Below are 12870 nucleotides of genomic sequence, written 5' to 3'. Positions count from 1 at the left end.
CGCGGGCGGCCCGGGCCGGCTCGGCCCGGGCGGCGCGCAGCGCGGCCAGGTCGGCGGAGGTCAGGGCCCGCGGGCCGCGCTGCCCGGCACGGGCGGCCGACCCGGCGGTCCGGGCGGCCCCGGTGGTCCGGGCGGTGCGCGTGGGCCGCAGGGTGGTCCGGGGCAGCCGCAGCAGGGCCGGCCGGGTCAGAACGGCCCCGGTCAAAGCGGTCCGGGCCAGAACGGTCCCGGGCAGAACACTCCCGGGCAGAACACTCCCGGTCAGAACGCTCCCGGTCAGAACCCCGCGGGCGCCGGTTTCGGCGGCCGCGCGCCGGGTGCCGGGCAGGGCCTCCAAGCCGCAGGCCCGGCCGCCCCGCAGGGCTTCGGCGACGGGCGGCGCACGGACAACCGGCAGGGCTTCGGCGAGGGCGGCCGGCAGGACGCCTTCGGCGGCGCCCGCCAGGACGCCTTCGGCAACGGCGCACGCGGCGCCGTGCCCCCGCAGCGGGGCAACGGCGGCGAGCAGGGCCGTACCCCGCAGCTGCCGGCGCGCGGTGGTCCGCGGGCCGAGCTGCCCGGCGGCAACCCGCAGCCGCGCACCCCGAGTTGGGGCAACGAGAACGCCGCCGGTCCCGGCCGGCCGGACGCCCCGCGCGGGCACGACGAGGCGGAGCGGGCGCAGAACGCGCGCACGCCCCGGTTCGAGGACCACTCGGGTCCGGGCGGCACGGCGCAGATGCCGGCCCTGCCCGGCCCCGACGACCGGCAGAACCCGGGCGCCCCGGCGGACACCTCGGCCTTCCCCCGCCCCGACTTCGACGCCCCGCAGGGCGGCGGCCGGGACGCGGGCCGGTTCCAGGACCCGGGCGCGCAGCAGAACACCGGCTCGTTCGTCCGGCCGGACATCTTCGGCGCCGACGCGCAGGGCGGCCAGCAGCACGGCAACCCGTCGGACACCGGCCAGTTCGCCGCGCCGCAGGGTTATGACACCGGCTCCACCGGCCAGTTCCCCGCCGTGCAGGGCTACGAGGACGGCTCCACGGGCCAGTTCCCCGCCGTCCAGGGCTACGAGGACAACTCCACGGGCCAGTTCCCGGCCGTGCAGGGGTACGACAACGGCTCGACCGGCCAGTTCCCGGCCGTCCAGGGCTACGACAACGGTCCCAACGGGCAGTACCAGCAGCCCGGTTACGACCACGGCGCCACCGGTCAGTACGCCACCCCACAGGCGTACGGCAACGGTGCCGCCGGCCAGTTCCAGCAGCCGGCCCAGGCCGACGAGACCTCTGGCCGGCCGCAGCTGCCGGGCCGTCAGGGACCGTCGTCCACCGGCCAGTTCGAGCGGCCGCAGCCGGGTCAGGGGCCCGCCGACTTCGGCGCCCCGCGCCCGCCCGCGCCGCACCAGCAGCAGCAGCGGCCCGTCTCCCGGGAGCCGGAGGCGCTGCCGCCGGCCGGTCCGGGCGACGGACGCACGCCGCTGTTCGACACGCTGGAGACCAACTGGTTCCGCGGTGAGCGCGAGCAGGCGGCGACGCCCGCTCCCGCCCCGCAACAGCCGCAGACACCCGCGGCTCCCGAGCGTCCCGCCGCCTCCGCCTGGCGCAGCTCGCCGAACGACGAACTCGTCCGGCAGGCAGAGCGCGTACGGCAGCCGGCTGCGGGCGGCGTCACCACCTCCGGCCTGCCGCGCCGGGTGCCCAAGGCGAACCTCGTCCCGGGCACGGCTCAGCAGCAACAGCACCAGAGCGGTCCGCAGGTCTCGCGTGCGCCCGACGACGTACGCGGCCGACTGACCAATCTCCGTCGGGGCATCGCACAGGGTCGTCAGGCCGGCAACGGCCAGACGGGCAGTCACCCGAGCCCCACTCACCAGCAGGAGCGTTAGTTGAGCCCGATGAGCCAGGCGGCACAGAACCTCAACTGGTTGATCACCAACTTCGTGGACAACACCCCCGGGGTGTCCCACACCGTCGTCGTGTCCGCGGACGGACTCCTTCTGGCGATGTCCGAAGGGTTCCCGCGCGACCGCGCCGACCAGCTCGCGGCCGTCGCGTCCGGCCTCACCTCGCTGACCGCGGGGGCCTCCCGGATCTTCGAGGGCGGCAACGTGGCGCAGACGGTCGTGGAGATGGAGCGCGGCTTCCTCTTCCTGATGTCCGTCTCGGACGGATCGTCGCTGGCGGTGCTCGCCCACCCCGAGTGCGACATCGGCCTCGTCGGCTACGAGATGGCGCTGCTGGTCGACCGGGCGGGCGCGGTGCTCACCCCCGACCTGCGCGCCGAACTACAGGGCAGTCTGCTCCACTGACCGGCCCCGGCACCACCCGCGTCACCAAACCACCGTCCGGCCGCCACAATCCCCCCACCGGCCTCGTCCGACGGCTTGCCCGACCGACTTGCTGTCCCGCCCGGAGGATTCATGACCCCGCCCACCGCCCATCATGATCCGTACGCCGAGCCGTACGGGGACGAGGGCGACCAGCCGCTGGTCCGTCCGTATGCGATGACCGGCGGCCGGACCCGGCCGCGCTATCAGCTCGCCATCGAGGCGCTGATCAGCACCACGGCCGACCCGGCAGCGCTGATGGGACTGCTCCCGGAGCACCAGCGGATCTGCCACCTGTGCCGCGAGGTGAAGTCGGTCGCCGAGGTGTCGGCGCTGCTCGCCATGCCGCTCGGCGTGGCGCGGATCCTCGTCGCGGACCTGGCAGAGGCCGGGCTGGTGGCCATCCACCAGCCGGGCGGTGACGAGAACAACGGCGGCGCGCCTGATGTGACGCTGCTCGAAAGGGTGCTCAGTGGACTTCGCAAGCTCTGACGGGGGCCGGGCCACCACCTCCGCGAAGATCGTGGTGGCGGGCGGCTTCGGCGTGGGCAAGACCACGTTCGTGGGTGCCGTCTCGGAGATCAACCCGCTGCGCACGGAGGCCGTGATGACCTCCGCGTCCGCGGGCATCGACGACCTCACCCACACCGGGGACAAGACCACCACCACGGTGGCCATGGACTTCGGCCGCATCACGCTGGACCAGGACCTGATCCTGTACCTGTTCGGCACCCCGGGCCAGGACCGCTTCTGGTTCATGTGGGACGACCTGGTGCGCGGCGCGATCGGCGCGGTGGTGCTCGTGGACACCCGCCGCCTGGCCGACTGCTTCCCGGCGGTCGACTACTTCGAGAACAGCGGCCTGCCGTTCGTCATCGCCCTCAACGGCTTCGACGGCAACCAGCCCTACAGCCCGGACGAGGTGCGCGAGGCGCTCCAGATCGGCCCCGACACCCCGATCATCACCACCGACGCCCGCCACCGCGCCGACGCCAAGTCCGCACTCATCACCCTCGTCGAACACGCGCTGATGGCCCGCCTGCGGTAACGGCGCGGACACGGACACATCTCACATAGCACCCGAGCGGGGATCGCGATACACCAGTTGTCGTAGCGGCACCGGAGTCGGCTGTGTCCTTAGACACGGTCGGCCCCGGTGTTCATAACGTTTCGGCAGAGGAATCGGGTGGTACTGCAACGCGTCGCGCACATCCGGTGCCGCTGCGCGCACGACGCGCCCGCCTTTTGACGCCGCTCGCTCTTTATGACCGTTTTATCTGCGGCGCACACGTGCGCGCGAGGCCGGTTCCAACTGTTTGGAAGACCGCATGCCCGCGTGCTGGAATGCCTGAACTGCCCAATAGTCAAAGACGTACTCAGTAGTGCTGACGTCGTCACCGGCGCAGAGGGCTTGAGACACTGCGGCACAAGCGAAGGTGCCGACCGCCGAGAGGTTGTTGGTCGAGTGAGGCGAAGCAAGAACGGTCCCGAGCCGTCCGCGGCCCGGGGCAACTTCACCCCGCCGCCGCGCGGCGCGGCGCCCGCACACGTGCCCGGTGCGGAGCCGGCGAACGCCCCCGCGTCGAGCGGCGGGCGCTTCTCGCCCCGCAACTGGCGGGTGCGCACCCGACTGAACGCGATCCTGCTCATACCCGTGCTGGTCGGCCTCGTCATGGGCGGCTTCCAGGTCAAGAGCTCGATCGACACCTGGAACGAGGCCCAGGACGCGGAGAACACCGCCCGTCTGGTGCGCGCCGCCCTCGCCTACACCAGCGCCCTCGACAACGAGCGTGACGTCACCGCCGCTCCCCTGCTCCAGGGCAAGGGCCAGAACAACCCGACGGTCACCCAGGCCCGCGCGCAGACCGACAAGGCCGCCGACGCCTTCGACCAGGCCGCCAAGAACATGCCGCAGACTCCCGGCCTGGTGCGCCGGCTGAAGCTGTTCCGCGAGACCGAGCCGCAGCTCCAGTCGCTGCGCGCCGCCGCGTACACCTCCAAGCTGACCGGCGTGCAGACCGAAGAGGGCTACATCAAGGTCGGCCACCCGCTGATGGAGTTCGCCAACGAACTCGGCCTCGGCACCGGCAACATCACCTCCTACGGCCGTACCGTCTACGCCATCTCGCTCACCAACTCCGCGCTCTCCCTGGAGCGTTCGATCGGCATGCACCTGCTGGTCAAGCCCGGTCCGGACGAGGGCAACCTGGCCAGCCAGCGCCTCGCCCTGTCCTCCTACGCCTATCTGGAGGGCATCGCCGTCGAGGAGTACCTCGGCGGCGGCACCCAGGCCGACGCGGACAAGCTGGACGAGGCGAAGCGGGACATCCAGGCCAAGGCCGCGGCGGCGGCCCAGGAGGCCAAGGGCCAGAACCCGGACTACGTGGCCCCGCCGGCCGACCCGCAGAAGATGGTCACGGCCCTCGCCACGCTGGAGAGCACCGACCCGGGCGCCCGTCAGCAGCTCGCCGCCAAGGGCATCACCGCGCAGAACTGGTGGGCGGTCAACACGCTCAAGTTCGACGCCTACCGCAAGATCGAGTCGGACATGGCCGACACCGCGGTGAACGAGGCCTCCGACATCGCCGACGACGCCAAGCAGTCGACGTTCGTCACCAGCGCGGTCGTCCTGGTCGCCCTGCTCGCCGCGTTCGTCCTGGCCGGTCTGGTGGCCCGGCAGATGAGCCGCTCGATGCGCCGGCTGCGCAGCGCCGCCTTCGGCATCGCCGAGCAGCGCCTGCCGATGCTGGTCGACCAGCTCTCGCGCACCGACCCGGGCCGGGTCGACACCCGGGTCGAGCCGATCCCGATCACCTCGACCGACGAGATCGGCGAAGTCGCCCGCGCCTTCGACCAGGTGCACCGCGAGGCCGTCCGGCTCGCCGCCGAACAGGCCCTGCTGCGGGGCAACATCAACGCGATCTTCACCAACCTCTCGCGCCGCAACCAGTCGCTGATCGAGGGCCAGCTGACCCTGATCACCGACCTGGAGAACAACGAGGCCGACCCGGACCAGCTGGAGAACCTGTTCCGGCTGGACCACCTGGCCACCCGTATGCGCCGCAACGGCGAGAACCTGCTGGTCCTCGCGGGCGAGGAGCCCGGCCGCCGCTGGGACCAGCCGGTCCCGCTGGTGGACGTGCTGCGCGCCGCCTCCTCGGAGGTGGAGCAGTACGAGCGCATCGAGATGTCCGGCGTGCCGGAGGCGGAGATCCACGGCCGCGCGGTCACCGACCTCGTGCACCTGCTGGCCGAGCTGCTGGAGAACGCCACCACGTTCTCCTCGCCGCAGACCAAGGTCCGCGTCACCGCGACCCGGCTGCCCGACGGCCGGGTCATGGTCGAGATCCACGACAAGGGCATCGGCCTGACCGCCGAGGACTTCGCGGACATCAACCACAAGCTCGCCAACCCGCCCACCGTGGACGTGGCGATCTCCCAGCGCATGGGCCTGTTCGTGGTCGGCCGGCTGGCCGACCGGCACGGCGTCCGGGTCCAGCTGCGCCCCTCGGGCGAGCAGGCCGGCACCACCTCGCTGGTCATGCTGCCGGACGCGATCACCCACGGCGGTGGCGGCGAACAGGCGCTGGACCGCGACGAGTTCACCGTCTCGCAGATCATCCCCGAGCAGCAGACGCAGCAGGTGTCGGGGCCGGCCGAGAGCTTCACCCAGCTGCCGCCGATGCGGACCGCCGCCGAACTCGGCTTCGACGACAGCCGCTACACGCAGGCGCCGGACGACGGCCGGGGCCTGGACCCGGTGGGCCGCTCGCTCAAGCGCGAGGAGCGCCGGGCCGCCCTGGAGACCCAGACGGGCGGTGTGCCGGAGACCCACGAGGCCGCGGCCGCCTACCCGGACGACGCCGCGGTCCCGCAGCAGCCCTACGACACCGGCCAGACCCCGTACCCGGAGCAGAACGCCGGCTACGGCGGCCAGGGCGGCTACGAGGACTCGCAGCAGCCGTACGAGCAGCAGGCGCAGGGCGCGTACGACCAGCACGGCCAGGTGCGGTACGAGCAGCAGGGACAGCAGTCGTACGAGCAGGGGTACTACGCGCCGGACGGCGCCCTGCCGCAGAACGGCGGCTACCCGGCCGCGAACGGCTACCCCGCCCCCGACACCTATGCGGAACCGGTGCGCGAGGACCACTCGGGCGCCCACCCCGGTGCGCGGGACCAGTACGCCGGCTTCCAGGAGCAGCCCTACCAGGACGACTGGCCGCAGGGCGACGCCTACCAGAGCGGCTACGCCGGCCAGTACGCTCAGCAAGCGGAATCCGCGCAGAGCGCTGACGCGAGCGAGGCGCACCGCGTAGGCTTCGACCAGCCGGAGGCCGACCCGGCCGCCGGTCACGCGCTGACCGAGGCGGGACTGCCCCGCCGCGGTTCCACCGCGAGCGGTTCGAACGGCGCGCGGCCCGAGCACTCGGACGCGCCGGCCCCCTCCCCGGAGAACAACGGCGACGACGACTGGCGTTCGGCGAACGACGACCGCTGGCAGCAGGCGTCCAAGCTGCGCAAACCCAAGGCGGGCGGAGTGACCTCCTCCGGTCTGCCACGGCGGGTGCCCAAGGCCAACCTGGTCGAGGGAACCGCGGAATCGACCCCGCAGGGCGGCCCACAGGTCTCCCGCGCCCCCGAGGACGTCCGGGGCAGGCTGAGCAACCTGCGCCGGGGCGTCGAACGGGGACGCACCGCGGGAAATGACAAGAACGGTCAGGCCACAAGGAATGAACACAGTGGTCCTGACAGCACCTACCACCAGGAGCGTTAGTGTGAGCCCGATGAGCCAGGCGGCGCAGAACCTGAACTGGTTGATCACCAACTTCGTGGACAACACCCCCGGGGTGTCCCACACGGTGGTGGTCTCCGCCGACGGACTCCTTCTGGCGATGTCCGAAGGCTTTCCCCGCGACCGTGCCGACCAGCTCGCGGCCGTCGCGTCCGGTCTGACCTCGCTGACCGCGGGCGCCTCCCGCATCTTCGAGGGCGGCAGCGTGAACCAGACCGTTGTGGAGATGGAGCGGGGATTCCTCTTCATCATGTCCGTCTCCGACGGCTCCTCGCTCGCGGTTCTCGCACACCCCGAGGCGGACATCGGTCTCATTGGGTACGAGATGGCCCTTCTTGTGGACCGTGCGGGCACGGTCCTCACCCCGGATCTCCGCGCGGAACTCCAGGGAAGCCTTCTCAACTGAAAGTCAGACGGTGCGTTTTGGTGTCCTGTGGCCGTAAGGTTTCGGGACGCGGCTTCCACACCTTTGGAGGCCCGGCGCCATCGGAGGAGGAGAGAGAGTGGCAACACCCCCAGGCGGTTCGCATTCGGGCAACTGGTCGTACGGTCCTGCCCAGGGCCAGGGCGACGGTTCGGCGAACCAGTACGGCTACCCCTCCGTCCCGCGCCACCGGCAGCCGTACCCGCCGCAGGGCCCCGGCCCCTCGCCGTACGACCAGCCGCGGGCGCCGCGCATCCAGCCGGTGCAGCCGCAGCGACGCGCCCCTGAGCCGACGCCCGCCGGGGGCGCGGGCAACCCACTGGTCCGCCCGTACGCCATGACGGGCGGCCGCACCAGGCCGCGGTACCAGCTCGCCATCGAGGCCCTGGTGCACACCACCGCGCAACCGCACCAGATGCAGGGCCAGTTGCCCGAACATCAGCGGATCTGCCAACTGTGCCGCGAGATCAAGTCGGTGGCCGAGATCTCGGCCCTGCTGACGATTCCTCTCGGCGTGGCCAGGATCCTCGTCGCCGACTTGGCGGAGGCGGGCCTGGTCGCCATCCATCAGCCCGGCGGCGACGAGAACGCCGGCGGCCAGCCAGACGTGACACTGCTCGAAAGGGTGCTCAGTGGACTTCGCAAGCTCTAGCGGAGGGCCGGTTTCTCCAAGTCGCTCCACCACGTCCGCGAAGATCGTGGTGGCGGGCGGCTTCGGCGTGGGCAAGACCACGTTCGTCGGCGCCGTCTCGGAGATCAACCCGCTGCGCACAGAGGCCGTCATGACGTCTGCTTCGGCGGGCATCGACGACCTCACCCACACCGGGGACAAGACCACCACCACGGTGGCCATGGACTTCGGCCGCATCACCCTCGACCAGGACCTGATCCTGTACCTGTTCGGCACCCCGGGCCAGGACCGCTTCTGGTTCATGTGGGACGACCTGGTGCGCGGCGCGATCGGCGCGATCGTGCTGGTCGACACCCGCCGCCTGGCCGACTGCTTCCCGGCGGTCGACTACTTCGAGAACAGCGGCCTGCCGTTCGTCATCGCCCTCAACGGCTTCGACGGCAACCAGCCCTACAGCCCGGACGAGGTGCGCGAGGCGCTCCAGATCGGCCCCGACACCCCGATCATCACCACCGACGCCCGCCACCGCGCCGACGCCAAGTCCGCGCTCATCACCCTCGTCGAACACGCGCTGATGGCCCGCCTGCGGTAGCGCTCCGCGCACCCCCCGGAACACCGGAAAGGGGGCGTCTCCTCCCCCGCGGGAGGAGACGCCCCCTTTCGTCGTACGCCGGCGTACGCCCGAGAACGCACGGAGGGGGCCACCCGTGACGGGTGGCCCCCTGCGCGTCGTCCCGTGGCGCCCGGCCGGGCGCCGTGGGACGTCAGTGCCAGCTGTGCGGGGCGCGGAAGCCGTTCTCGCGTTCCAGGCGGCGCCAGGCGGCGCGGGGGCGGACGCGGTGGGCCGGGGTGGTCTCGGCGGGGCGGGCGGCGGCGCGGGCCAGCAGGAGGGCCGTCAGGGCGGCGACCTCCTCGGGCTCGGCGTGGCCCTTCTCGACGCGGATGTCGGGCATGTCCATGGTGTCAGTCTCCGTGGCTCAGAGGTCCGCGGGATTGCCGCGGAGCGTCCGCTGGGTTACTGCGGGGGGTTGCCGTGCTTGCGCGAGGGCAGGTCGGCGTGCTTGGTGTGCAGCATCGCCAGCGACCGGACGAGGATCTCGCGGGTCTCGGCCGGGTCGATGACGTCGTCCACCAGGCCGCGCTCGGCGGCGTAGTAGGGGTGCATCAGTTCGGCCTTGTACTCCTTGACCATCCGGGCCCGGGTGGCCTCGGGGTCGGCGGCCTCGGCGATCTGGCGGCGGAAGATGACGTTGGCGGCGCCCTCGGCGCCCATCACGGCGATCTCGTTGGTGGGCCAGGCGTAGGTGAGGTCGGCGCCGATCGACTGGGAGTCCATGACGATGTAGGCACCTCCGTACGCCTTGCGCAGGATCAGCGAGATGCGCGGCACGGTGGCGTTGCAGTAGGCGTAGAGCAGCTTCGCGCCGTGCCGGATGATCCCGCCGTGCTCCTGGTCGACGCCGGGGAGGAACCCGGGGACGTCCAGGAACGTGACGATCGGAATATTGAAAGCGTCACACATCTGCACGAAGCGCGCAGCTTTTTCGCTGGCCTCGATGTCGAGGACGCCCGCCAGCACCTGCGGCTGGTTGGCGATGATGCCGACGACCTGGCCGTCCAGGCGGCCCAGCGCGCAGATGATGTTGCGCGCCCAGCGCTCGTGGACCTCCAGGTACTCGCCGTCGTCGACGATCTCCTCGATGACCTTGGTCATGTCGTAGGGCCGGTTGCCGTCGGCCGGGACCAGGTCCAGCAGCACGTCGGAGCGGCGCTCGACCGGGTCGGAGGTCTCCGCCCGCGGCGGGTTCTCGCGGTTGTTCTGCGGCAGCAGCGACAGGAGGTAGCGCACCTCCGCGATGCACGTCTCCTCGTCGTCGTAGGCGAAGTGGCACACGCCGCTGGTCTCGGCGTGCACGTCGGCGCCGCCGAGGCCGTTCTGCGTGATCTCCTCACCGGTGACGGCCTTGACCACGTCCGGGCCGGTGATGAACATCTGCGAGGTCTCGCGGACCATGAACACGAAGTCGGTCAGCGCCGGGCTGTAGGCCGCGCCGCCCGCGCACGGGCCGAGCATCACCGAGATCTGCGGGATGACGCCGCTGGCCCTGGTGTTGCGCTGGAAGATGCCGCCGTAGCCGGCGAGCGCGCTGACGCCCTCCTGGATGCGGGCGCCGGCGCCGTCGTTCAGGGAGACCAGCGGGGCGCCGGCCGCGATGGCCATGTCCATGATCTTGTGGATCTTCGTGGCGTGGGCCTCGCCCAGCGCGCCGCCGAAGATGCGGAAGTCGTGGGCGTAGACGAAGACCGTGCGGCCCTCCACCGTGCCCCAGCCGGTGATGACACCGTCGGTGTACGGCTTCTTCGCCTCCAGGCCGAAACCGGTCGCCCGGTGCCGGCGCAGCTGCTCGACCTCCTGGAAGGAGCCCGGGTCCAGGAGCAGTTCGATCCGCTCCCGCGCGGTCAGCTTGCCCTTGGCGTGCTGCGCCGCGGTCGCCTTCTCGCTGGGGCCGGCCACCGCCTGCGCACGGATCCCGTGCAGCTCCGCGACCCGCCCGCGCGCGTCCGCCGGCTCCCCGGCCGGATCGCCCGTCGGCTCACCCGTCGTCTCTTCCAAAACGGTCATGTAGCGACCTTACGAAGGACACCAAGGAAAGCGAGCCGTCGACTCCGTACAGTCTCCGGCCCGTTTTCCTGGTGCCACTGAACAGAACCCCGGGGCCGCTGAGGCATTCCGACTGCTCAGAGGGGATCGGCGTTGTGGAGGTCACACAAACCCGGGAGCCGTAAGACGGCTCACATTCTTCCCTTGAGGATGCCATCCCCGGAGTGACGCGCAGAGCCGTACGGCGGACGGCGGCGGCACTCCGGAGACTACCTCCGTACTTGATGTTGAAAATTGAACGGAATGGGTCTACGGTCGTCCTCGTTGGAAGTGATTGAACGTTCAACATCACCGGCGTCACCCCCGCGCCGGCGACGACATCGTCCCCAAGGAGCACGCCATGGGCATCTTCGGCCGCAGGAACGACACCCAGACCGCCGCCGCCCCCTCCGCCCCGGCCCCCGCCGCCGTGAACCCGGACCTCGCCGCGCTCACCGGCGACTACACGATCGACCCGGCCCACTCCACGCTCGGCTTCACCGCCCGGCACGCCATGGTCACCAACGTCAAGGGCCGCTTCACGGAGTTCACCGGCAGCCTGCGCCTGGACGGCGCCGACCCGGCCGCCTCCACCGCCGCCCTCGACATCGCGATGAACAGCATCGACACCGGCTCCGCGGACCGCGACGGGCACCTCAAGAGCGCGGACTTCTTCCGGACCGAGGAGTTCCCGTCGATGACGTTCCGCTCCACCGAGGCGGAGGCGCTGGGCGGCGACGACTACCGGATCACCGGCGACCTCACCATCCTCGGCGTCACCAAGCCGGTCACCATCGACCTGGAGTTCAACGGCGCCGCCACGGACCCGTTCGGCAACGAGCGCGCCGGCTTCGAGGGCAAGGCCGAGATCCTGCGCTCCGAGTGGGGCCTGACCTGGAACGCCGCACTGGAGACGGGCGGCGTGCTGGTCTCCGACAAGATCAAGCTGACCTTCGACATCTCGGCGATCAAGAACGCCTGACGGCCGGCGCCGCCCGCTCCGCCCCGCTCTCCAGAAGTTTTCGATCGAATCAGCGAGGAACTGTTATTCGATCCGCCTTCAGTGGTCTCCCAGGCATCGGACATCATCGACCGACGTCGAGGGACAGGGAACTTCTCCTATGAGCACACAGCACCCGGTGGAGCTGGCGGCGCTGGTGACCCGCGCCCGCGAGGGCGATCCGGCGGCTCAGGACGCCTTGGTCAGCGCGCACCTGCCGCTCGTGTACAACATCGTGGGCCGCGCCCTGAACGGTTCCGTGGACGTCGACGACGTCGTGCAGGACACCATGCTGCGCGCTCTGGATGGACTGGCCGGGCTGCGCGATCCGGAGAGCTTCCGGTCCTGGCTGGTGGCGATCGCCATGAACCGGGTGCGGGCGCACTGGCAGGACCGGCGGTCGGCGCCGGGCGGCGTCGAGGAGGCCGGGCAGGCCCCGGACCCGGGCGCGGACTTCGTGGATCTGACGATGCTGCGGCTCCAGTTGTCCGGGCAGCGCCAGGAGACGGCGCGCGCCACCCGCTGGCTGGAGCCGGACGACCGGGGCCTGCTGTCGCTGTGGTGGCTGGAGTGCGCCGGTGAACTGACCCGCGCGGAGGTCGCGGACGCGCTCGCGCTGTCCCCGCAGCACACCGCGGTCCGGGTGCAGCGGATGAAGGCGCAGCTGGAGGCGGCCCGCGTGGTCGTGCGCACCCTCGACGCCCGGCCGCGCTGCCCGGAACTCGCCGAGACGCTGGCGGGCTGGGACGGCCGGCCGTCCGCGCTGTGGCGCAAGCGCATAGCCCGGCACGCCCGTGAGTGCGTGCGCTGCGCGGGCCTGTGGAGCGGGCTGATGCCGGCCGAGGGACTGCTGGCGGGCCTCGGTCTCGTGCCGGTCCCGGTGGCGCTGCTGCCGCACCCGCCGGCCGGCTTCGACGGCACGCCGGCCGGTTCGGCCGCCGAGGGGATCGACACGGCCGCCGCCACGGACGTGACCTCCGGCCACGGCGTTCCCGGCGCCGGCGGCCGGGCCGCGGCGCGCCGGGCGCCGGGCCGCGGTACGGGCCGGGGCACCGCCCGTGACGCCGCCCGGCG

Annotated in this window: 11 protein-coding genes and 1 pseudogene; 10 read left to right on the top strand and 2 right to left on the bottom strand. The window is 71.7% G+C overall.

Annotated elements, in window-relative coordinates:
- The 8 genes from ABEB07_RS09380 to ABEB07_RS09345 form a co-directional block, all read left to right on the top strand.
- Positions 1–1867: DNA polymerase III subunit gamma/tau domain-containing protein (locus ABEB07_RS09380; RefSeq protein ID WP_459115377.1), on the top strand; the 1867-nt coding region annotated here is incomplete at its 5' end.
- Positions 1868–1876: 9 nt separating this feature from the next.
- The gene (locus ABEB07_RS09375) at positions 1877–2290 is read left to right on the top strand and encodes a roadblock/LC7 domain-containing protein (protein WP_003973453.1); all 414 of its coding nucleotides are present in this window, start codon (positions 1877–1879) and stop codon (positions 2288–2290) included.
- A 111-nt stretch (positions 2291–2401) separates the two neighbouring features.
- Complete coding sequence (locus tag ABEB07_RS09370; protein ID WP_009190816.1) at positions 2402–2800, top strand: DUF742 domain-containing protein; 399 nt, start codon at positions 2402–2404, stop codon at positions 2798–2800.
- Positions 2781–3356 (top strand): GTP-binding protein, encoded by a 576-nt coding sequence (locus tag ABEB07_RS09365; RefSeq protein ID WP_164589939.1) that lies wholly within the window; start codon positions 2781–2783, stop codon positions 3354–3356. Before ABEB07_RS09370 ends, ABEB07_RS09365 begins: the two co-directional genes overlap by 20 nt.
- Positions 3357–3773: 417 nt before the next feature.
- The gene (locus tag ABEB07_RS09360; RefSeq protein ID WP_345667826.1) at positions 3774–7082 is read left to right on the top strand and encodes a sensor histidine kinase; all 3309 of its coding nucleotides are present in this window, start codon (positions 3774–3776) and stop codon (positions 7080–7082) included.
- Between the two features lie 10 nt (positions 7083–7092).
- Entirely contained in the window at positions 7093–7506 is a 414-nt protein-coding gene (locus tag ABEB07_RS09355) for a roadblock/LC7 domain-containing protein (protein ID WP_005479603.1), read from the top strand.
- Between the two features lie 97 nt (positions 7507–7603).
- On the top strand, positions 7604–8176 hold the full coding sequence (locus tag ABEB07_RS09350) for a DUF742 domain-containing protein (protein ID WP_164589943.1): 573 nt from the start codon (positions 7604–7606) through the stop codon (positions 8174–8176).
- Positions 8157–8747: a GTP-binding protein gene (locus ABEB07_RS09345; RefSeq protein WP_037780355.1), complete on the top strand. Its 591-nt coding sequence runs from the start codon at positions 8157–8159 to the stop codon at positions 8745–8747. The genes ABEB07_RS09350 and ABEB07_RS09345 overlap by 20 nt, the downstream gene beginning before the upstream one ends.
- Before the next feature lie 172 nt (positions 8748–8919).
- Here ABEB07_RS09345 and ABEB07_RS09340 read toward each other — a convergent pair whose 3' ends face one another.
- Together ABEB07_RS09340 and ABEB07_RS09335 are read right to left on the bottom strand one after the other, a co-directional pair.
- Complete coding sequence (locus tag ABEB07_RS09340; RefSeq protein ID WP_345667824.1) at positions 8920–9114, bottom strand: acyl-CoA carboxylase epsilon subunit; 195 nt, start codon at positions 9112–9114, stop codon at positions 8920–8922.
- 56 nt (positions 9115–9170) lie between these two features.
- A complete protein-coding gene (locus tag ABEB07_RS09335; protein WP_345667823.1) occupies positions 9171–10778 on the bottom strand; it encodes an acyl-CoA carboxylase subunit beta in 1608 nt (535 codons plus the stop codon).
- A gap of 379 nt (positions 10779–11157) precedes the next feature.
- On the opposite strand from ABEB07_RS09335, the gene ABEB07_RS09330 reads away from it, so the two are divergent.
- Positions 11158–11778 (top strand): YceI family protein, encoded by a 621-nt coding sequence (locus tag ABEB07_RS09330; protein WP_345667822.1) that lies wholly within the window; start codon positions 11158–11160, stop codon positions 11776–11778.
- Between the two features lie 139 nt (positions 11779–11917).
- Positions 11918–12870: pseudogene (locus ABEB07_RS09325) on the top strand (RNA polymerase sigma factor); the annotation flags it as partial.

This window comes from Streptomyces similanensis, assembly GCF_039543625.1.
Classification (GTDB): Bacteria; Actinomycetota; Actinomycetes; order Streptomycetales; family Streptomycetaceae; genus Streptomyces; species Streptomyces similanensis.
The sequence above is the reverse complement of the archived record's forward strand: the minus strand, read 5'-3'. Positions and strand labels throughout refer to the sequence as shown.